We start from the raw sequence: 20992 nt of genomic DNA on the forward strand, positions 1-20992 counted from the left end.
TCAGCTCCGCCCCGCCTCGGCGGCCCGGCCCATCCGGCTGTGGCGGCGCCCGTAGAGGAAGTAGACGACGAAGCCGATCGCCATCCACACCCCGAACCGCACCCAGGTCTCGGCGGGCAGGTTCAGCATCAGCCACAGCGAGGCGGCGACCGAGGCGATCGGCAGCACCGGCACCCAGGGGGCGCGGAACGCGCGGGGCAGGTCGGGGCGGGTGCGGCGGAGCACGATGACGCCGAGGGCGACCACGACGAAGGCGAAGAGCGTGCCGATGTTCACCAGCGCCGCCAGCTCGGAGATGCTGGTGAACCCGGCGACGACGGCGATGACGGCGCCGAGCACGACCGTCGAGCGGTACGGCGTGGCGTACTTCGGGTGCACCTTCGAGAAGACCCTGGGCAGCAGCCCGTCGCGGCTCATGGCGAAGAAGACACGGGTCTGCCCGAGCAGCAGGATCAGACAGACGGTGGTGAGCCCGATCGCCGCGCCGAAGCTGATGAGGCCTGCGTAGAAGGGGTGTCCGGTCGCCTTGAAGGCGTCGGCGAGCGGGGCGTCCACCGACAGCTCGGTGTACTTCTGCATACCGGTGACCACGACGGACACCGCGACGTAGAGCACGGTGCAGATGACGAGCGAGCCGAGGATGCCGCGCGGCATGTCCCGCTGCGGGTTTCTGGTCTCCTCGGCCGTGGTGGCCACGATGTCGAAGCCGATGAAGGCGAAGAAGACCACGGCGGCGGCGGTGAAGATGCCCTGGACGCCGAAGGAGGTCGGCGCGTACCCGAACATCACCTCGATCAGCGGGGCCTTGAGCCCGGCGCTGGTGACCGTCCCCCGGGCCGGCGGGATGAAGGGGTGGTAGTTCTCGGCGTCGATGAAGAAGGATCCGGCGATGATGACCAGCAGCACCACGGTCACCTTGATGGCGACCACCACCGCCGTGACGTGCGCGGACAGCTTCATGCCCAGAATCAGGATCCCGGTCAGCAGCAGCACCAGCAGAAAGGCGAGGATGTCGAAGCCGAAGCCGTGTGCCACATCGGGGCCCGACAGCGCATCCGGCAGATGCCATCCCGCGTTGTCCAGCAGCGAGCGCACATAGCCGGACCAGCCGACCGCCACCACGGCGGTGGCCAGGGCGAATTCCAGGACCAGGTCCCAACCGATGATCCAGGCGGGCAGTTCGCCGAGCGAGGCGTACGAGAAGGTGTACGCGGATCCGGCCACCGGCACCGTGGAGGCGAACTCGGCGTAGCACAGCGCGGCCAGCGCACAGGCGATCCCGGCGGCCACGAAGGCGAGCGCGGTCGCGGGCCCCGCCTGCTGTTTGGCCACGGCTCCGGTCAGTACGAAGATGCCGGTGCCGATGATCACGCCGACGCCGAAGACGGTCAGGTCGAGGGCGGAGAGCGTCCTGGTCAGGGCGTGCTCGGGCTCCTCGGTGTCCTGGATGGACTGCTCCACGGACTTCGTCCGGAAGAGTCCTTTGGGGCCCCTGCCTCCGGCCCTGTTTCCGGCGCCTCCGCTGCCTGGCTCTTGTCCGTTCACCGCGCCACCTCCACGCCTGCCCGTGCGCGCCATCGTTGTGGTTACCGGGCATGCGGGATGTGTGCACACTCTCCGGCATTCCCGATTCACCCGATGGGGCGCGGCGGCGGGAAAAGCACTGGGCCGGTCGGAGCACCGCGCGTGTCGCGCGGCGGCCCCGACCGGCCCGGCCGGACGTGGTGGTACGGAGGTGGTGGTGCGGGGGTCAGTCCCGTACGGGCCCGGCCGCGGTGGACTGCGCCGCCGCCCCCGCCCCGGCGGGCTCGGCCGCGGCGGCCGACCGCGACGGGTCGACCGACTCGTCCTCGTATCGTCCGCCGATCCTGGAGACCAGGCCGGTGACCTGGCGGGCGATGTCCGGGGCGGTCAGCCCGATCTCCGCCATGACCTCCTTGCGGGAGGCGTGGTCGAGGAAGCGGGGCGGGATGCCGAAGTCGCGCAGCGGCATGTCCACTCCGGAGTCGCGCAGCGCCTGCGCGATGGCGGAGCCCACGCCGCCGACCCGGATGTTGTCCTCGACGGTGACCACGACGCGGTGCCGCTCGGCGAGCGCGGGCAGCTCCTCGTCCACAGGCTTGACCCAGCGCGGGTCCACCACCGTGGTGGAAATGCCCTGTTTGTCGAGAAGGTCGGCGACCTCCAGACACATCGGGGCCAGCGCGCCGACCGAGACCAGCAGCACATCCGGCCGGTCCGCGTCCGCCGGGGCGGGCTCGCGCAGCACGTCCATGCCGCCGATCCGGCCCACTGCCCGGACCGCCGGGCCGACCGCGCCCTTCGAGTAGCGCACCACCGTCGGGGCCCCGTCCACCTCCACGGCCTCGCGCAGTTGGGCGCGGACCTGGTCGGCGTCGCGCGGGGCGGCGATCCGCAGCCCCGGGACGACCTGGAGGAGGGACATGTCCCACATGCCGTTGTGCGAGGCGCCGTCCGTACCGGTGATCCCGGCCCGGTCGAGGACGAAGGTCACCCCGCACTTGTGCAGCGCCACATCCATCAGGACCTGGTCGAAGGCGCGGTTGAGGAAGGTGGCGTAGACGGCGAAGACCGGGTGCAGCCCGCCGGTCGCCAGGCCCGCCGCCGAGACGGCAGCGTGCTGCTCGGCGATGCCGACGTCGTAGACCCGGTCCGGGAACGCCTTGGCGAACTTGTCCAGGCCGACCGGCTGGAGCATGGCCGCCGTGATCGCGACGATGTCCTCGCGCTCATGGCCGAGCTTGACCATCTCCTCGGCGAAGACCGAGGTCCAGTCGGCGCCGGACTCCGAGATCGGCAGACCGGTGTCCGGGTGGATCTTGCCGACGGCGTGGAAGCGGTCGGCCTCGTCCTGGAGGGCGGGCTGGTAGCCGCGGCCCTTCTCGGTCAGGCAGTGGACGATGACCGGGCCGCCGAAGCGCTTGGCGCGCTGCAGCGCGGACTCCAGGGCCTCGATGTCATGGCCGTCGATCGGGCCCACGTACTTCAGGCCCAGGTCCTCGAACATGCCCTGCGGCGCGATGAAGTCCTTCAGCCCCTTCTTCGCCCCGTGCAGCGTCTCGTACAGCGGACGGCCGACGACCGGGGTGCGCTCCAGGAGGTCCTTGCCGCGGGCCAGGAAGCGCTCATAGCCGTCGGTGGTGCGGAGGGTGGCCAGGTGGTTGGCGAGGCCGCCGATGGTCGGCGCGTACGAGCGCTCGTTGTCGTTGACGACGATGACCAGCGGGCGGTTCTTGGCCGCGGCGATGTTGTTGAGCGCTTCCCAGGCCATACCGCCGGTCAGCGCGCCGTCGCCGATGACCGCGACCACATGGTCCTGCTTGCCCAGCAGCTCATTGGCCTTGGCCAGGCCCTCGGCCCAGCCCAGCACGGTGGAGGCGTGGCTGTTCTCGATGACGTCGTGCTCGGACTCGGCGCGCGAGGGGTAGCCGGACAGCCCGCCCTTGCTCTTGAGCTTGGAGAAGTCCTGGCGGCCGGTGAGGAGTTTATGGACATAGGACTGGTGGCCGGTGTCCATGAGCACCTTGTCCCGGGGCGAGTCGAAGACCCGGTGCAGGGCGATGGTGAGCTCCACCACGCCGAGGTTGGGGCCCAGATGGCCACCGGTCTTGGAGACGGCGTCGACGAGGAAGGTGCGGATCTCCGCGGCCAGCTGGTCCAGCTGCTCCAGAGTGAGCCGGTCCAGATCACGCGGTCCCCTGATGTGGGTCAGCAGCACCCGTGCCTCCTTGCTGTCGAGTTTGCCGTCGTGCGTCGTTGCACTTGTGCCTGTCGAGCCTTGCCGGTCCGCCTGAGTCTAATGTTCCGACTGGCGGGCGAAGGCCCGGTCCATGCGATACGCGTCACGCGTTCGGCGGCAGAACACGCGTGCCCGGCACCGCCTGCGTGAGGCGGTGCCGGGCACGTGAGAAACGGCACAGCGGGTACGGGGCGGCCTTGCTCAGCCGCGTCCCGCCGAGCGCTGGGTCCTCCGCGAGACCGAGTCGATCACGACCGCGGCCAGCAGCACCGCACCGGTGATCATGTACTGCACGGAGTTGGCGACACCCAGCAGGGCCATACCGGACGCGATGGAGCCGATGACCAGCATGCCGAGCAGCGCCGACCAGACCGAGCCGCGGCCGCCGAAGAGGCTGGTGCCGCCGATGACCGCGGCGGCGATCGCCTCCATGAGCAGGTTGCCGGTGCCGGCCTGCTGGCTCGCGGAGCCGATCCGGGAGGCGATCATGATTCCGCCGAACGCCGCCATCAGCCCGGACAGGGCGAACACCGAGATCCGCACCGCCGCCACATTGATGCCCGCGCGGCGGGCCGCCTCGACGCTGCCGCCCAGCGCGATCACCTTGCGCCCGTACGAGGTGCGGCGCACCACGAAGTCGAGGGCGAGCAGCACCACCACGAAGATGACGAGCGCCAGCGGCAGGCCCTTGTACTCGTTGAGCCGCCAGGCCGCGGCGTAGGCGATGACGGCCAGCACCGCGGTGCGCACCAGGATCTCGCTCAGCGGCCGGGAGGGTATACCGGCCGCCTTGCGGCGCCTGGCGTCCAGGAACTGGGCCAGGAAGAACGCGGCCACGGCGACCGTGGCCGCCCCGTACGCGGCGATCAGCTGTGAGAAGTAGTGACCGGACAGGGTCTGCACAAAGCCGTCGTCGTCGAGGTCGAGGGTGCCGGTGGTGCCGAGCACCTGCAGCATCAGCCCGTTCCAGGCCAGCAGACCGGCGAGGGTGACCACGAAGGCCGGGGTGCCGATCTTGGCGAAGAAGAAGCCGTGCAGCGCACCGAGCGCGGCACCGAGGGCCAGCGCGATGACCACGGCGAGCACTTCGGGCACCCCGTGCCTGATGTTGAGCACCGCCATGGTGCTCGCGGCCAGCCCGCTGAGCGAGCCAACGGACAGGTCGATCTCACCGAGCAGCAGCACGAAGACGATGCCGACCGAGATCATGCCGGTGCCGACGATCAGGATCGACAGGTCGGAGAGGTTCTTGGGTGACAGGAAGGCGTCGTCCTTCACCTGGTAGACCACCCAGATGACGGCGATGCCCACGATGACCGGGAGCGCGCCCAGGTCACCGCTGCGCAGCTTGCGGCCGAACTCCTGGAGGTAGCCCTTGAAGCCCTCCTGGCGCACCAGCAGCCGGGGGTCGACCGCGGTGACCGCGTCCTTGGCGACCGGGGCCACGTCCTCGGTGTCGCCGCCATTGGTCTCGTCGATCTTGGTGGTCACTTGGCGACCTCCGCGTTACGCGCCTTGCGGCGGGTCACGGCGTTGTCCGTGGCGCCGGTGATGGCGGAGATGATCTCTTCTTGAGAGGTGGTCTTCACATCGAAGGTGCCGTTGTTACGGCCGAGCCGCAGCACCGCGACCCGGTCCGCCACGGCCTTCACGTCGGCCATGTTGTGGCTGATGAGGATCACCGCGAGGCCGCGCTCGCGCAGCCGCTCGACCAGGTCGAGGACCTGCGCGGTCTGCTCGACGCCCAGGGCCGCGGTCGGCTCGTCGAGGATGACCAGCTTGGGCTCGCCGAGCATCGAGCGGGCGATGGCGACGGTCTGCCGCTGGCCGCCGGAGAGCGAGGCGATCGGGATCCGCACGCTGGGGATGCGGATGGACAGGGTCTCCAGCAGCTCGCGCGCGCGGCGCTCCATCTCGACCTCGTCGAGCACCCCGGCGCGCAGGATCTCGCGGCCGAGGAAGAGATTGCCGACCACGTCGATGTTGTCGCACAGGGCGAGGTCCTGGTACACGGTCGCGATGCCCAGCTCCTGGGCGTCGTGCGGGCGGCTGACCTGGACCGGCCTGCCCTCCCACGTCACGACGCCCTCGTCGGCGGGGCCTACTCCGGCGATCGCCTTGACGAGGGTCGACTTGCCGGCACCGTTGTCGCCGACCAGGGCGACCACTTCACCGGCGCGGACCTCCAGGTCTATGTCCGTCAGCGCCTGGACGGCGCCGAACCGCTTGGAGATCCCGCGCAACGCCAACACGGGTTCATTCGGCACGATGGCCATCTCCGATCTGAGCAGGGGTGGACCCCTGCGGTGTTACGGAGAGGAGAGAGCGCCCTCTCCTCTCGCCTTCTTGTGGGGGCTGTGGTGGTGTCGACACGACAAGCAGCGGCGGGCCGCCCGTGGCTCACGGGCGGCCGGCGGCGCACTACTTGATGCCGAGCTCGTCGCACGCGGCCTTGAGCTTGGCCGTGCAGATGTCGGAGGCCTTGTAGAGGCCGTCCTTGACCACGGTGTCCTTGATGTTGTCCTTGGTCATCGACACCGGCGGGATCAGCGTCGCCGGGATCCCCTTCTTGGTCGGGCTGTCGGCCGTGGCCTCGGCGGGGACCTTCTCACCGCGGCCGAGCGCGAGGGCCATCTTCGCGGCGGCCGCCGCCTCCTGGCCGTACGGCTTGTACACGCTCATGTACTGCGTGCCCGCCAGGACCCGCTGGACGCCCGCGAGTTCCGCGTCCTGCCCGGTGACCGGGGGAAGCGGGTCGACGCCACCGGCCTTGAGCGCGGAGATCGCGCCGCCGGCCATGGTGTCGTTGGCCGAGTAGACACCGATGATCTTGTCCTTGCCGAGCGAGTTGATCGCACCGGTCATCTGCTTGTTGGCCTCATCCGCCAGCCAGCGGTCGATGTCGTACGTCTTGCCGATGTCGACCTTGCCCTCCAGAACCGACAGCGCGCCCTTCTTGAACAGCGCCGCGTTCGGGTCGGCCTCCCAGCCGTTGAGCATGACGACCTTGCCGGACTTGGCCTTGCTGCCGAGCGCCTTGAGCAGCGCCTGGCCCTGCACCTTGCCGACCGTCTCGTTGTCGAACGAGGTGTACGCGGAGACCGGGCCCTCGGCGAGCCGGTCATAGGCGACGACCGGGATTCCGGCCTCGTCGGCCTTCTTGACCGAGCTGGAGATGGCCTTGGAGTCCACCGAGTCGAGGATGATCACGTCCACCTTCTTGGTGATCATCGAGTCGACCTGCTGCTGCTGGACCGAGGTGTCCGACTTGGCGTTGGCGTACACGATCTTGCAGTCCGCACAGCCCGCCTTGATCTCCTTCTCGATCAGGGGGTGGTCCATCGCCTCGTATCTGGCGGTCTGGTCTTCCGGCAGGAGCAGGCCGATGGTGAGGGGGCCGGTCTTCTTCTTGTCGCCCTTGTCCTTGTTGTCGCCGGATTCCTTGGCGGAGCCACAGGCGGCGAGCGAGACGGCCATCGTGACGGCGGCCGTGGCGACGACGACGCGACGCATCGTTGCGTTCATGTTGGGGGTGACCTCCCTGACGAGGCCGCGTCGTTGCGGCCGAGGTGGCTGGAAGTCAACTCGGCCGCCCGCATGACGTCAAGAAGTAAATCCTTAACGAGATGGCAACGGTGCCATTCGTTATCTGAGTGAACGCAGCGGTGAACGCAGCGTGATCTGGTCCAGACCAGGCACAAAAGCCGGGAATCCGGGCACAATCAGCGCCCGGATCCCCGGCTCGTTCCGGCGGTGAAGCCGGTCAAGCGATCGGGCCGGCGGCCCGGCTCAGGTGAGGGCGGGGGTGCCCGCCGACAGGGCGCCGTCGAGCAGCGTCGAGTCGCCCATCTCGCTCAGCACCAGCGCCAACGCGCCCAGCACCTCGGCCCGGCCGCCCAGCGCCCCCGGCATCACCGACAACCGGCGGGCCGCGCTCGGGATGGCGTACCGCGCGACCGACTCCCGGATCGGGCCGAGCACCAGCTCCCCCGCCTCGGCGAGATGGCCGCCGAGCACCACCCGGCTCGGGTTGATCAGATTGCACAGATTCGCCACGCCACTGCCGATGTGCCGCCCCACGTCCGCGATCACCCGGCGGCAGCCGGGGTCGCCGTCCCGGGCCAGCTGCACCATGCGCTCCACGGTCAGGTCCGTGCCATGGCTGGAGTACAGCAGCGGCAGCACGTACCGGGCCGCGGTGAACGTCTCCAGGCAGCCGCGGTTGCCGCAGCGGCACACCGGGCCCGACTCGTCCAGCGTGATGTGGCCGATCTCCCCGGCCGTACCGCCGGGCCCGCGGTAGATATGCCCGCTGATCACCAGGCCCGCGCCGACACCGTCGGCGACCTTGATGTACGCGAGGTCGGCCACCCCGCGCCCGGCCCCCCACACCAGCTCGCCGAGCGCGCCCAGGTTGGCATCGTTGTCCACATGCACGGGCACGCCGAGGCGCTGGGCCAGGTCGTCGCGCGGATTGGTGCCCGCCCAGCCGGGCAGGATCGCGGTCGAGCCGAGCGTGCCCGTCTCGACGTCGATCGGGGCCGGTACGCCGAGGCCGACCCCGACCACCTTGTCCTGGCTGATGCCGGTCGCCGCGATCAGCCTGCTGACCAGGTGCTCCGCCCGGTCCAGGCCCTGCGAGGCCGAGGCGTCCACGTCCAGCGGCTCGGACTCCTCGGCCAGCACCTGATGGGCCAGATTGCCGATCGCCACACGCAGATGCGTATGCCCGAAGTCCACGCCTACTACGATGCCCGCGTCCCCGCTGAGCGAGACGCTGCGCGCCCGGCGGCCGCCCGCCGAGGTCGGGGTGACCTCGACCGTGCCACCGTCCTTGAGCTCACGGACGATATTGGAGACGGTGGCCGCGGACAGCCCGGTGGTCCTGGCGATCTCCGCCTGGGTGAGCGAACCCGCCATGCGCACCGCACGGACCACCCGCTCGAGGTTGGCCCGGTGCAGCGACGACTGCGATCCCGGAGTCTCCACGCCTATCGCTCCTGTCTCCACGCTTCCACGGGCGACACGACCGCCGCTCCGCCGGCCGGGCCGCAGCAGTGAGGCCCGGCTTGTCTCCAACATGTGAACTCTAAGCTGAGCCGCCTCGGTTGTCCCCCGTCAAGTCCTTGACAGACCATGACGGAACCGAGACGACTCCTTGATCGATTGGTGTGTACCAGGCCGGACCGTTGCGCTCCGCCGCGTCGGTGTGACTTGAGGCTTCCCGTGCCCCGCACACACAATCTCGATATCGCGCCAGCGTACGACGGTCGCCGCCAGGCGGTAGGGGGTGTCCAACACCTGAGCGATCGGGCGATCATGCCCCGACGAACACCGCGACATGCAGCCGGCCCAGCCCCCGGTCGCGGTCCGCGATCACCAGCCGCTCGGCGCCCTCCCCCGCCGCGTCCCCTGCCGCTTCCGCCGCCGCGTCGCGCAGCGCCCGCCACACCCCGGCACAGCCGTGCGCCGCCTCGGCGGTCCGTACCGTGGCCCCCGCCGCCTCCAGGGGGCCCGCCAGGTCGCGCAGCCCGTCGCCCAGGACGTACGAGGCACGCGCGGCCGGCCCGAGCAGCGGCAGGCAGTCCGCCGCGTCCCCGGCCCGCTCCTCCGCCACCGCCTCCAGGGCCCAGCCGCCCGTCCCGCCGAGGGCCAGCACCACCCCGGCCGCCGGGTCGAGCACGAACAGCGCGGCGTCGCTCAGGCCCCCGCCCCGGTGGATGCCGTCGAGCATCTTCAGACCGCTGAAGGGGGCGCCGATCCCCTGATCGGCGATCGAGAAGGCGCGCGGCTCGCCGGGGCATGCCTCGGCGAGGAAGCCGGCCGCCAGCCCGGCGGGGGCCGCGTCATACGCCTCGTGGGCCACCACCAGATAGTCCAGGGGCCGAGACAGCCCCGGCCCCGAGGCCTCCGGGGCGTGCTGCCCGTCGCCGCCGGACACCCCCGCCAGCAGTTCGCCGCCCATCGCGACGAAGGAGCGCTCGCCGGGCGGCCCCGGGAAGTCCAGCCCCCAGGTCGCGCCCAGGCGCAGCCCCGCCACCCCCGCGCCCGGCACGCCCGCGGCCGCCACCCCCGTATCCGCCACCCCCGTATCCGCCATCCCTCACCGCTCGGCCGGGAGGCCGCGCATCAGGAAGTCGACCAGCGAGCCGACGGTCTCGAAGACGTCCGGTTCGATGGCGTCCGTGTCGACGACGACACCCGCGTTGTCCTCCAGGTCGATCATGAGCTCGACGATGCTGGTGGAGTCGAGCCCCAGGTCCTCGAAGAGCCGCTTGCCCTCGTCCACCGGGGTGTCGGAGTACGGCACCATCGCGGCCACCGCCTTGCCGATCGTCTCGACCATCTGTGCGCGGTCCATCCCGGGCCTCCCGTCACTTACTGAACGAACTGGTGGTGTCGCTGCTTGCGCAGCAGGTCGTCGGCGGTGTCCCGGTCGCGGACCAGCAGCGGGCGGCCCTCGTGGACCAGCACCTCGGCCGGGAATCCATGGCTGAGGAAGAGTCCGGGCGACGCCGTCGGGCCGTACGCGCCCGACCGCAGCACGGCCAGCACATCGCCCGGCGCGAGGTCGGGCAGGGGCACGCCGCGGGCGAGGGTGTCCTCGGGGGTGCACAGCGGGCCGGTGATGTGCCAGCGGCGCTCGGGTCCCGCGCCGCCGACCGCGCCATCGCCCGCGCCGTCACCCGCGACCGCCGCGACGGGGAAGTTACGGCGGGCGTACGAGCCGACGCCGACCGCCGCCATGTGGTGGTGCGTACCGCCGTCGGTGACGGCGAACCACGTGTCGCGGGATTCCTTCACGTACTGAACCCGCACCAGGTAGGCCCCGGCGCGGGCGGTGAGGAAGCGCCCGGACTCCAGCAGCAGCCGGGTGCGCGGATGGCGGCGCGCGAAGTCGCCCACGACGGGGGTGAGTCCCGCGCGCAGCGCGTCCAGGTCGAGGTCCTGTTCGTTCTCGAAGTACGCGACTCCGAGCCCGCCGCCGACGTCCACCGCCTCCAGCTCGATGCCCGTGGCCGCCGCGATCCGTTCGGCCAGCGCCAGCACCTGGGCGGTGTTCTCCACGACCGCCGCCGCGTCGAGGATCCGGGTGCCCAGATAGACGTGTACGCCCAGGGGTACGGCGTGCGTGAGCGCGCTCAACCGGTCCTTGCCCGAGAGCACTTGCTCCTCGTCGATGCCGAACTGCCGGGGCTTGCCGCCCATGGCAAGACGCGAACCGGCGCCGCCGAACGAGGGATTGATCCGCAGCAGCACCCGCTGCCGCAGCCCCGCCTGACGCGCCGTCGCCTCGATGAGCTCCAGCTCTTCCCAGGACTCGCAGACGATGGCGTACACCCGGCTCTGGACGCAGGCGCGGATGTCGTCGGCGTTCTTTCCGGGGCCGAGGAAGATGATGTTCTCGGGGCGGGCCCCCGCCGTGCGGGCGGTGCGCAGCTCGACGAGCGAGGAGACCTCGGCGTGGGCGCCGTGGGCGAACAGCAGTGAGCAGACGCTGCTGTTGGGGTTGGCCTTCAGGGAGTAGAAGATCTCCATGGGGCGCGGCAGCGCCTCCGCGAGCGACCTGACCGCGCCCGCCAGCAACTCGCCGTCGTAGACGTACAGGGGAGTGCCGTAGTGGTCCGCCAGATCCGCGGCCCGGATCCCCTGGACGGCCTCAAAGCTCTCCATCGCGTCCTCCCTCGCTCCCTCGCCCACCTTGCTCGCCTTCTCGTTGCAGGACCACGGCGCCGAAGGTGGCGCCGAGCCCGACGGTCGCCAGCACATACCGGTCGCCCGGCGCGAGCCGCCCGGAGGCGCGCAGCGAGGCGAGGTTGAGATACGGGTCGGCGCAGTTGGCGTGGCCCAGAAGGGGCAGATTGTCGAGGAAGATCTGGGAGAAGGGGATGCCCAGCTCCTTGGCCACGCCTTTCCAGGACAGGCGGTTGACGTTGTGCGGGACGATCCACCGTACGCCGTCGAGCCCGGTGCCCGCCTCCTCCAGCGCCTCCTGGATCACGGCGGCGAGGGCGGGGGCGTAGAACCGGGTGTACTCGCGCTCCCGGTCGGGGTCCTGGCCGCCGAGGCTGCGGTAGAACCGCCCGTACGTACGGAAGGCGGAGCCCAGCAGCAGATCGCCCGGCACCCGCGGGCCCACCACACACGCGGCGGCGGCGTCGGCGACGACCGCGATCCCGGGGATGACCCCCCGCTCCGGGCGGGCCACCCGGTCGCCGGTGAGCAGCAGCGCGCTGCCGCCGGGCTCTTTTTGAAAGCTGGATTCTCCCCCAGCTACCGCTGGGAGGTGCCCCCAGGGGCGCCTCAGCCCCTGTCGACGGTCGACCGTGCTCGACCCCTCGTTCCTCGGGGCCTCCGCGCGCTCTCCCTTTCGACAGGGTCGCGCCCCTTCGGCGGGCGTGAGCAGCTGTCCGGCCAGGAAGAGCGCGAACAGCCCGGCGGCGCAGTTCATCTGGCCGACCGCGAAGGCGGGGGCGTGGTCGAGGCCGAGGGCGGTGCGGACGCCGTCGAGCAGCGGGGCCCCCGCCGGGCCCTCTGGCCGGCCCTCCGCCGGGCCCGCCTCCTCGCCGATCCGCGCGTACAGCACCTGGCGTATCTCGCGCGGGTCCGTGCCGCGCAGCGCCTCGCGGCCCGCCGCCGTGAGCATGTCGGCGAGCGAATGGCCGGTGCTCCGGGGGATATCGCGGAAGCCGAGGTAGTCGCGGTAGAAGCGGGCCTTGGCGTCCGGGAGCCCGGCGCCCGCGGTGACGTCCGCGACCGTGAGCGCGGTGTGCGGGACGAAGGTGCCGACGGGCCCCAGACGCATCGGCGTCACCCGCCCTCGCCCGCGGGCACGCCGTCGCCGCCCGCGGGCACCGGATCGCCGCCCGCGGGCACGGCGCCCGACCGCGCGAAGTCCTGTGCCAGCCGGAGCCGTTGGATATCGCTGGTGCCCTCCATGAGCTCCAGCGCGGCGGCGTCGCGGACCCACTTCTCCAGCAGCGGATGGTCCAGCAGCGCGCCGCGCCCGAGGAGCGCGGGCAGCCGGCGGGTGACGTCCCCGACCAGGCGGACCGCCTCCAGCTTGCACAGGGCGGAGGCGTCACCGCGCCCCTGGTCCGCCTCGACGAGGAGCGCGGTGCGGTGGACGAGCCGGGCGGCGGCCGCGATGCGCAGCGCGGCCGTCTCCAGCACCCGCCGCTCGGCGGCCGGGGCCGGTGTCCGGCGCTCGGCGCGTACGTAGTCGTACACCGCCGCGGCGAGCCCGACGGCGGTCGCGGAGATCTGTACGCGCGCGCCGTAGAAGGCCGTGACCGCGCCCCACATCCCCCGGCGGGTGGCGGGCAGCTGGGCGCCGAGCAGCCGGTCCCGGGCGATCGGTACCTCGTGGAAGGTCATTTCGCTGATACGCGCGCCACGCAGGCCGATCATGTCCAGCGCCGCGCCGTGCGCACCGGGCGCCGGGAGCTCCAGGAGCGCGGCGCGTACGCTCAGCGGCGAGTTGCCGGTCTGCGCGAAGACCACCCCGACGCCGCCGCGCGAGCCGTTCCCGACGTACTTCTTGGCGCCGCTCAGCAGCCAGTCGCCGCTCCGGTCGGCAGGGTCGGCGGGGGTGAGCGCGGTCTGCATCCTGGTGGCGTCGCTGCCCGCCTGTGGCTCGGTGATGGCGCAGAACGCCCAGGTCACGCCGTCGGCGACGCGCTCGTAGAACGCGGCCTGCTGCCGTTCGTCGCCGAGGGTGCGGACGACCACGCCGGCGAGGGCGGGGGCAGGGCCGGCGAACATGGCGCCCGCGTCGCCGCGCGCCAGCTCCATGGAGCAGATCATCTGCGCGAGGAAGTCCCGTGGCAGGCCCTTCACTTCGGCCCGGTACCGCTCGTCCTGGAACCGCTCGGGGATGCCCATGGCGCGGAAGAGGCGGAAGGCGGGGTTGTCGAGGTGGTCGTCCATACGGGACGGGTCGGCGTCGATGGCGAGTGCGGCCTCCCGCAGCGCGGGGGCGACCTCGCGCGCACGGGCGCGCATACGGCTGTGCGCGGCGTCCAGGACCGGGTCCTCGGCATCCAGGGCCAGGGCCGTCACGACCACTCCTGTTCGGGGTCCTGCGGCGGCGCCACCCACAGGCTGCCGACGTACGCCGCGACGTGCAGGGAGCGCACGGGGTGGTCGGCCAGATAGCCGGCGCCGCCGAAGAGGTTCGTCAGGGCAGCGTCGGCCGCGTCGAGGCGCCGGTGCAGTTCGGGTGCGGCGTACGGATCGGCTCCGGACGTGGTCAGCAGGAGCTCGCAGGCGCGGACGGCGGCGACACAGTCGGCGATTTTCGCGCGCACCAACTGTCGCTCGATCAGCGGTCGTTCGCCGGAGCGCCGCCCCGCCACATGCGCCACGGCCCGCTCCAGCAGCGCCTCGGCCAGCCCGGCGCGCAGCGCGGCGAACAGCGTCCCGGCGAACGCGAGCCGGTCGTGCTGGTCGGGCTCCGGCCCCGCGTCGCCGTCGAGACCTTCTCGGGGAACGACCTGAAGGACCTCAAGACCCTCGCGCTCGGCCAACTCATGGCGTGGGCCCGGCCGTACCGTGACCCGCTCGCCGGGCACCACGCGCCCCGCCATCAGCCAGCCGCGTATTTCCGGGGAACTGGCCGCCGACCTGTCGGGCAGCACACAAAAGCCCTTGTCGGAGCAGGGCGCGAGGAAATCCAGGTGTCGCACGGCGGCGGCCAAAGCCGCCGAGAGGCCGCTCTCGCGGGCCGTGCGCAAGACGTCCAACGCGGCGGAGAGGGGGTCCGCTCCGGGCTCCACTCCTGGGTTCACTCCGGGGTCCGCGGAGGACAATTCCGCAGCTTTTGCCGCCATATCCCCCAACCCCATATACCCCGGCCCCCGGTGATGGTCAATCGTGCGGCAAGACCCTAGGAGCCACCAAGATCCACGTCAAGACCTTGACACCTGATGGCGTATCCACTTCGATCCGGACCATGCGAAAGTCCTCCGCCGAGCAGAGCGTTCTAGCGGCGCTGCGACAAGTTTTGGGACGCGGCGAGCTGCCCGGCGTCGACACCGGCACCAGGCTCTTCGAGGACCTCGGTCTCGATTCCACCTCGGTTATTGAACTGCTCATGCTCATCGAGACACAGACGGGCGCCGAATTCGATACGGAAAGCCTGGAACTGGAGCATTTCGCCACCGTGGGAACACTTACGGAGTTTGTGAGCTCGCATGGCTAGCGCTCATCCGGCCGACGGGGACGGGCCGGGCGGCCGGCAGGGTATGCACGGCCATTTCCTGGCCTCGGTACGGGCCCATCCGGACCGGATCGCGCTACGGGTAGGCGCGCGGACCTGGACCTACGCCGAGACGCACCGGACCGCGCTGTCCTGGGCCTCGGCCCTGGTGGACGCGGCCAAGGGCAGGCCGACCACGGTCGGCGTCCTCGCGGCGCGCGGCGAGGTGGCGTACATCGGCATCCTGGCCGCGATGTACGCGGGCGCCGCCGCGATGCCGCTGAATGTGGAATTCCCCGCGGCACGCACCGACGCCATGCTGCGGGCCGCCGAGACGGCCCTGGTCCTTGTGGACGACCAGGGTGCGCGGATCCTCGATCAGCTGACGGATCATCCGCCGGTCGTGCATGCCGAACGAACAAATACCGGAGAGAGCGGCGAAAGCGCCCCGGCCGGAAATGGCCCGGCGGAAAATCCGGGCGCGACCGAGCCGTTCGAGCCGTTCGAGCCGTGGTGCGTCGAACCGGACGACCGCGCGTACATCATGTTCACCTCGGGCTCCACCGGCCGCCCGAAAGGCGTGCCCATCTCGCACGGGAATGGCGAGCACTTTCTGCGGTGTGTGCGAGACCTCTACGACTTCGGGCCGCTGGACGTCTTCTCACAGACGGTCGACATCACCTTCGACCCCCTGATCTTCGATCTGTTCTGCGCCTGGAGCGCGGGGGCGTGCGTCGCCCACGTCCCCGGCCTCGGCTATGCCGATCTCCCCACGCTGGTGAACGAACTCGGCATTACGGTCTGGTTCTCCGCCCCCAGCACGATCTCCGTCGTCCGCAGGACCCGGCGGCTCACCGACGCGGCCATGCCCGGCCTGCGCTGGAGCTTCTTCGCGGGCGAGGCGCTGATGGAACACGACGCGGCCGACTGGCAGCGGGCCGCCCCCGGATCCACCGTGGTGAACCTGTACGGGCCCACGGAAGTCACCATGAACGTCACCGTCCACAAGTGGCGCGCGACCGACGTCCCACACCCCGAGGCGCACGGCGGCGTGCCCATGGGCCGGCTCCACCCCGGGATGCGCGCCACGCTCCTCGACGCGGAGGGGAACCGGCATCCGGAGCGGGGCGAACTGTGCGTCACCGGGCCGCAGATGTTCGCGGGCTATCTCGATCCGGCGGACGACGCCGGGCGCTTCCTCGACCTCGACGGCGAACGCTGGTACCGCACCGGCGACCTGGTCACCACGGCCCCCGGCGGCACCCTGCTGTACTCGGGCCGGCTCGACCACCAGGTGCAGATCCGGGGCGTACGGGTGGAGATCCCGGAGGTGGAGTGGGCGCTGCGGCGCTGCTCGGGGGTGGACGAGGCGGTGGTGGTGGCGGTGCCCGCGGGCAACAGCCATGCCCTGCACGCCTATTACACCGGGGCCGCCACCGAGCGGGGGCCGGTCGTCGAAGAACTCGGCAAGCTGCTCCCCCGGGCCGCGATTCCGCGCGTCCTGAAGCAGGTGGCGCGGTTCCCGCTGAACGCCAACGGCAAGATCGACCGCAAGGCGCTGGCCGCGGAGGCCGCGCAGGAGGCAGCGCGGAATGCCCGCCGGTGATCTGCCCACCGGCGACCCCGAGTTCGGGCCGTCGGCCGTACTGCACGATCTGCTCGACGCGGCGGCCCGCCGCCACCCCACCCGCCCGGCTCTCACTCACGCCGGGCTGACCTGGGACTACGCCCGGCTGCGCACGGCCTCGCTGCGGGCCGCCGGGTGGCTGCGCGAGCGGGGCGCCGGGCGCGGCGACCGGGTGCTGCTGGCCCTGCCGTCCGGACTCCCGATGGCGGCGCTGGTGTACGGCTGTTCGCGGGTGGGGGCCGCGTTCTGCGTACTGCATGAGCAGGTACGCGGCCCCGCCCTCGCCCATGTCCGCGAGGACAGCCAGGCGGCCCTCCTGGTCACCGCGGACGACGGCCCACCGCTCCTGGATGAGGACGACGAGTACAGCGGAGATGGCCAGGACCCGTGGGAGACCACCGGCCCGCTGTCCGTCGACCCCGTCTGCCTCATCTACACCTCGGGCTCCACCGGTCCGCCCAAGGCCGTCGTATCCACCCACGCCCAACTGCTGTTCGCGGCCGGGGCCATCCACGGCGAGCTCGCGTACCGCACCGACGACGTCGTCTACTGCGCGCTGCCGCTCTCCTTCGACTACGGCCTCTACCAGCTCTTCCTCAGCACTCTGGCCGGCGCCCACCTCTGGCTCGGCGGCACCTCGGACGTAGGACTCATCCTGCTGAAGAACCTCCGCCGCTCCGGGGCCACCGTGCTGCCCGTGGTCCCGTCGCTCGCGCAGGGCCTGGCCCGTATGCTGCCGCGCTACGGCGCCGACGGCGTACGGCTGCGGCTGCTCACCAACACCGGCTCCGCGATGCCCCCGCAGGTGCTGGCCGGGCTGCGCGCCGCGCTGCCCGGGCTGCGGGTGCAGCTGATGTTCGGCCTGACGGAGTGCAAGCGGGTGGCCATCATGCCGCCGGACGAGGATCTGCGCAGACCGGGCGCGTGCGGGCGGGCGCTGCCCGGTACGGAGGTCCTGGTGGTGGACGAGCGGGGGCGGCGGGCGGCGCCGGGCACCGTGGGCGAGATCGTGGTGCGCGGCCCGCATGTGATGGCGGGTTACTGGCGGCGGCCGGAGCAGACCGCACAGCGGTTCCCGCGCGCCGAGGGGCTTTTTCCCGAGCTGCGCACCGGGGACTTCGGCCGGCTGGACGAGGACGGCTATCTGTATTTCTCCGGGCGCCGCGACGATCTGTACAAGCAGCGCGGGTTCCGGGTGAGCGCCGAGGAGGTGGAGACCGCCGCCCGCCGGGTGCCCGGGGTGCGCGGCGCGGCCGTCCTGCCGCCGTCGGGGGACTGCGAGGAGGCGGTGCTGTGCGTGGCGGGCTCCTCGCTGCGCCCCGGTGAGGTGCTGGCCGCGCTCAAGGCGGAGATCGAGGCGTACAAGGTCCCGGCCCGCTGTCTGGTGGTCCCGGAGCTGCCGCTCACGGGCAACGGCAAGACGGACCGCAAGGCGCTCAGGTCGATCGCCGCAGAATCCTGACGGAGGTCTTCACGGGCCGCCCGCCACTCGGGCCGTCGCTCGGGCCGTCGCTCGCCGTCGCCAGGAAGCACAGATCCGCGTAGGGGCCGCAGATCTTCCACACCGTCCCCGCGACCGACCGGTGCGGCGGCCATCGCTCGCCGTCGAGCAGCCCGTATCCGGCCATGCTGATGAGGTAGTACGGATCGGCGGGCAGCCAGCGATCGCCGCGGCGCACCTCGAGCCAGGCGTGCGGCAGCGGGAACGCGCCGGCCAGCAGCAGCCCGCCGGCCGGCCGCACGGCCGCCCCGGCCTCTGCCGCCACGTGCGCCAGGTAGGTGGTGCCGGCGCGGCAGTCGGCCAGCCGGGTCTCCCGTACGAAGCCGACGTCGTCGCGGAGTTCGTCGGGCACGAGGTAGTACTCGAGCCATGCGGCTTCCGGCAGCACCGGCCCCAGTTCCCGAGCGCAGTCGGCCGCGCCCTTGTCCGCATCCGGCGCGTTTTCGCCTGCGGACACGTGGAGATCCGCCTCGAACACATCGGGCCCCATCCGCCGCAGCGTGCCGTCCACCACCCCGGAGGCGAGCTGCGGCGAGGGCTCCAGGACCTCGCCGCCCACCCGCCCCTGGAACCGCGTCCGATAGGTGGTCGTGGCGACCGCCTCCGCGTTGAAGGGCTGGGCCGATAGCCGCACCTGAAGCCAGGCGGGGGACGGGATGCGCAGGCCGAGGCCGAGGTTCTTCAGATCGAAGTCGTCGAAGCGGCGGTCCGCGCCGCTCCCCTCGTATGCGAGGCCGAGGTCCAGCGCCTCGTCAAGCAGCGCCCCGTCGATCCGGTGCACCCGGGCCGCGGTCTCGGCGCCCACCTCGAACCGCCGGAAGCGGTCCGGGACCCGCGCGGCCCGCTCCAACACCTCCTTGACCGCCTGCTCGCGGCTCATCGCTCACCTCGCTCGCCGCGCTCGCCGCGCAGGATGTCGCGCAGCGAGGACGCGTCGCGGCGCATCAGCGGATCGGCTATCTCCACGGCCTCGTAGTTCCCGTCCTTCTCGACGACGTGCACGATCACCCGGGCGTGGTCGTCGGTGACAGCCACTTCGGAGTCGAAGGCGAGGACCCAGCCCAGGTCCTGATCGCGGTACGCCCGCGTCAGGGGCCGTTCATGCCCGGCGGCGAAGGCCCGTACGGGCTCGGGCAGCGGGCCGCTCACCGGCGTGAGCGCGCCGAGCGCGGCGAGGCCCGTACGCTGCAGCAGGGCCACCTTCACCGCCTGCCGGTGGACGGGGTGCCCGGCTTCCTCAAGGAATCGGTTCAGCACTTCGGTCTCCGCCTCGTTCCGGGCGAAACCCCCCGCATAGCTGGAGGCCCGCACCCGGTAGACATACGACGGCTCGTCCGGCTTGCTCACCCGCGCCCCGGCCGCCACCAGCCGCAGCCACAGGTCCCACTCCTCGCCGTACGCCACATGGCGGTAGCCGCCGATCCGCTCGTACAGCTCGCGCGCGAACAACGACCCCACGACGACGTAGTTCTGCGCCAGCAGCTGGATCAGCTGATCGCCCGGGACCGGCAGCCCGCCCTTGGTGTACGTGGCGGGGCGGAAGGGGCCCTGGCCGGTCCAGGTGAGCGGGCGCGGGCTGATCAGGCCGGGCGCGGCCGCGTACGTCTCGCTCATCGCGGCGACGTGGTGCGGCAGTATGACGTCGTCGCCGTCCAACTGGAGCACCAGATCCGTCTCCAGCGCCTCGATCGCGGCCCGCCGTGCGCCCCACACCCCCAGGCGGCGCGGGCCGTGGTTGCGCAGCAGCGTCAGCGGCAGGATGGCGCGCCAGCGCTCGACCAGCCGTACGGTGTCGTCCCCCGAGTTGTCGTCGACCACCACCACCTGGTCGGCGAGCGTGGTCTGCATGGCCAGGGAGCCGAGTGCCTGGTCGATGAACTCCGCGGAGTTCATCGCGGCGATCACCACCCCGACGGTGTTACGAGACATGAGCCGACAGCCGCTCGTCGACGTCCCGGTCCCGCGTCTCTCCTTGGTGCTCGTTCACCACCAGCTCCTCCACGCCGTACAGCAGCCCGCGGAGGTCGGGCGCGGGCAGATACCGGGTGTCGGCGGCCAGGCCGATCACCCGCTCGCCGCGGTCCGTGGTGCGCACACTGCAGTAGAGCTTGACCGAGGGCAGCCGGAACGGCTCGGCCCAGCGGAAGGAGGTCTCCGTCGCGGCGGAACCGCGCGCCGGGCGGCCGCCGTCCGCCGCGGGGGGCGCGAGGGCGCCGAGGTCGTTGTGCAGCACCGACAGGTCCAGCTGCTCACCGCGCTCCCGGCCGACCTCCGCGACCAGCCGCTCCAGACGGGCGGGGTCGTACTGGGCCCGGGCGTATCCGCGCAGCTTGGCGAGGTGGGCGGCGCGGACGCAGTCGTCGAACGAGGGCCCTGAGACATCGAAGCAGAGCAGCACATCCGAGGCGAGCGGGGTCACCATCGCCTGCCGCTCGGCGCCGATCCGGTTCGCGAAGATCGTCTTGAGTACGCAGTGGGACAGGCCCGCCCGGCGCGCCAGCAGCGTGCCGACGGCCGCGAGATACACGGTCTCCTCGCCTGCCCGGCAGCGCCCGGCCACCTCCCGCGCCGCCACCTCCAGCCGCCCCGACCGGAACTCGCCGTGTGCCCACCCCTGCGGCCCCGCGGCGCCGGCGGTCGTGGGAGGCGTCGAGGGGCGGTTGGGAAACATGGTCCGGGGCGCGCGCCGCAGCAGCGAGCGCTGGTAAGCGTCGGCGCGCCGGTCCGCGGTCTGCCCGATCTCGGACCGCTCGGTCTGGGCGAGGTCGGCGGGCTGCGGTACGGGCGGGGTGAGTGAGGGCGCGGTGGGTGCGGCTGCGGCGCGTACGGCCTCGGCGGACGCAGCGTGGCCAGGCGCAGCCTTGGCGGGCGCGGCCCCGGCGGACGCGCCCTCGCCTCGCGCCG

The 20992-nt window shown here is 71.8% G+C and carries 17 protein-coding genes and 1 pseudogene; 3 read left to right on the forward strand and 15 right to left on the reverse strand.

Translation table 11 applies throughout. The features are described 5' to 3' along the window. The 12 genes from ACWDSL_RS32225 to ACWDSL_RS32280 all read right to left on the reverse strand — a co-directional run bounded on the left by ACWDSL_RS32225 (position 1) and on the right by ACWDSL_RS32280 (position 14538). A complete protein-coding gene (locus tag ACWDSL_RS32225; protein ID WP_450491487.1) occupies positions 1–1461 on the reverse strand; it encodes an amino acid permease in 1461 nt (486 codons plus the stop codon). 289 nt (positions 1462–1750) lie between these two features. Next, positions 1751–3739 (reverse strand): 1-deoxy-D-xylulose-5-phosphate synthase, encoded by a 1989-nt coding sequence (gene dxs / locus ACWDSL_RS32230; protein ID WP_450491489.1) that lies wholly within the window; start codon positions 3737–3739, stop codon positions 1751–1753. Between the two features lie 222 nt (positions 3740–3961). Continuing rightward, positions 3962–5251, reverse strand: a complete 1290-nt coding sequence (locus tag ACWDSL_RS32235) for a sugar ABC transporter permease (RefSeq protein WP_450491491.1) — start codon at positions 5249–5251, stop codon at positions 3962–3964. Beyond that, positions 5248–6036 carry an ATP-binding cassette domain-containing protein gene (locus tag ACWDSL_RS32240; protein WP_450491493.1) on the reverse strand — a complete coding sequence of 263 codons (789 nt, stop codon included), beginning with the start codon at positions 6034–6036 and terminating at the stop codon, positions 5248–5250. Before ACWDSL_RS32240 ends, ACWDSL_RS32235 begins: the two co-directional genes overlap by 4 nt. Before the next feature lie 145 nt (positions 6037–6181). Next, entirely contained in the window at positions 6182–7285 is a 1104-nt protein-coding gene (locus tag ACWDSL_RS32245) for a substrate-binding domain-containing protein (protein ID WP_450491495.1), read from the reverse strand. 264 nt (positions 7286–7549) lie between these two features. Continuing rightward, positions 7550–8749, reverse strand: coding sequence for an ROK family transcriptional regulator (locus ACWDSL_RS32250; RefSeq protein WP_450491497.1), 1200 nt, complete (start codon positions 8747–8749; stop codon positions 7550–7552). Positions 8750–9077: 328 nt separating this feature from the next. Then, positions 9078–9860 carry a hypothetical protein gene (locus ACWDSL_RS32255; protein WP_450491499.1) on the reverse strand — a complete coding sequence of 261 codons (783 nt, stop codon included), beginning with the start codon at positions 9858–9860 and terminating at the stop codon, positions 9078–9080. Between the two features lie 3 nt (positions 9861–9863). After that, positions 9864–10121: an acyl carrier protein gene (locus ACWDSL_RS32260; protein WP_358633209.1), complete on the reverse strand. Its 258-nt coding sequence runs from the start codon at positions 10119–10121 to the stop codon at positions 9864–9866. 17 nt (positions 10122–10138) lie between these two features. Beyond that, positions 10139–11434 carry an alanine racemase gene (locus ACWDSL_RS32265; RefSeq protein ID WP_450491501.1) on the reverse strand — a complete coding sequence of 432 codons (1296 nt, stop codon included), beginning with the start codon at positions 11432–11434 and terminating at the stop codon, positions 10139–10141. Beyond that, on the reverse strand, positions 11421–12566 hold the full coding sequence (locus tag ACWDSL_RS32270; RefSeq protein ID WP_450491503.1) for a 3-oxoacyl-[acyl-carrier-protein] synthase III C-terminal domain-containing protein: 1146 nt from the start codon (positions 12564–12566) through the stop codon (positions 11421–11423). The genes ACWDSL_RS32265 and ACWDSL_RS32270 overlap by 14 nt, the downstream gene beginning before the upstream one ends. Positions 12567–12571: 5 nt before the next feature. Continuing rightward, positions 12572–13822 (reverse strand): acyl-CoA dehydrogenase family protein, encoded by a 1251-nt coding sequence (locus tag ACWDSL_RS32275; protein WP_450491505.1) that lies wholly within the window; start codon positions 13820–13822, stop codon positions 12572–12574. Further along, a complete protein-coding gene (locus ACWDSL_RS32280; protein WP_450491507.1) occupies positions 13819–14538 on the reverse strand; it encodes an acyl-CoA dehydrogenase family protein in 720 nt (239 codons plus the stop codon). The genes ACWDSL_RS32275 and ACWDSL_RS32280 overlap by 4 nt, the downstream gene beginning before the upstream one ends. Before the next feature lie 176 nt (positions 14539–14714). Here ACWDSL_RS32280 and ACWDSL_RS32285 point away from each other — a divergent pair, with 176 nt between their 5' ends. From ACWDSL_RS32285 to ACWDSL_RS32295, 3 genes are read left to right on the forward strand one after another with little or no spacing between them, the layout of a single operon-like run. Beyond that, on the forward strand, positions 14715–14963 hold the full coding sequence (locus ACWDSL_RS32285) for an acyl carrier protein (RefSeq protein WP_089508721.1): 249 nt from the start codon (positions 14715–14717) through the stop codon (positions 14961–14963). Continuing rightward, complete coding sequence (locus ACWDSL_RS32290; RefSeq protein ID WP_450491509.1) at positions 14956–16566, forward strand: AMP-binding protein; 1611 nt, start codon at positions 14956–14958, stop codon at positions 16564–16566. The genes ACWDSL_RS32285 and ACWDSL_RS32290 overlap by 8 nt, the downstream gene beginning before the upstream one ends. Beyond that, on the forward strand, positions 16553–18049 hold the full coding sequence (locus tag ACWDSL_RS32295; protein ID WP_450491511.1) for a class I adenylate-forming enzyme family protein: 1497 nt from the start codon (positions 16553–16555) through the stop codon (positions 18047–18049). Before ACWDSL_RS32290 ends, ACWDSL_RS32295 begins: the two co-directional genes overlap by 14 nt. On the opposite strand, the gene ACWDSL_RS32300 is transcribed toward ACWDSL_RS32295, so the two are convergent. The 3 genes and pseudogenes from ACWDSL_RS32300 to ACWDSL_RS32310 form a co-directional block, all read right to left on the reverse strand. Next, positions 18024–18968, reverse strand: coding sequence for a hypothetical protein (locus tag ACWDSL_RS32300; protein ID WP_450491513.1), 945 nt, complete (start codon positions 18966–18968; stop codon positions 18024–18026). The two genes, ACWDSL_RS32295 and ACWDSL_RS32300, sit on opposite strands and share 26 nt — an antisense overlap. Then, positions 18965–20017, reverse strand: coding sequence for a glycosyltransferase family 2 protein (locus ACWDSL_RS32305; protein WP_450491515.1), 1053 nt, complete (start codon positions 20015–20017; stop codon positions 18965–18967). Before ACWDSL_RS32305 ends, ACWDSL_RS32300 begins: the two co-directional genes overlap by 4 nt. Further along, a pseudogene (locus ACWDSL_RS32310) lies at positions 20007–20992 on the reverse strand (hypothetical protein); the annotation flags it as partial. The pseudogene ACWDSL_RS32310 and the gene ACWDSL_RS32305, both read right to left, overlap by 11 nt.

The sequence above is a fragment of the Streptomyces sp. NPDC000941 genome (assembly GCF_053599555.1).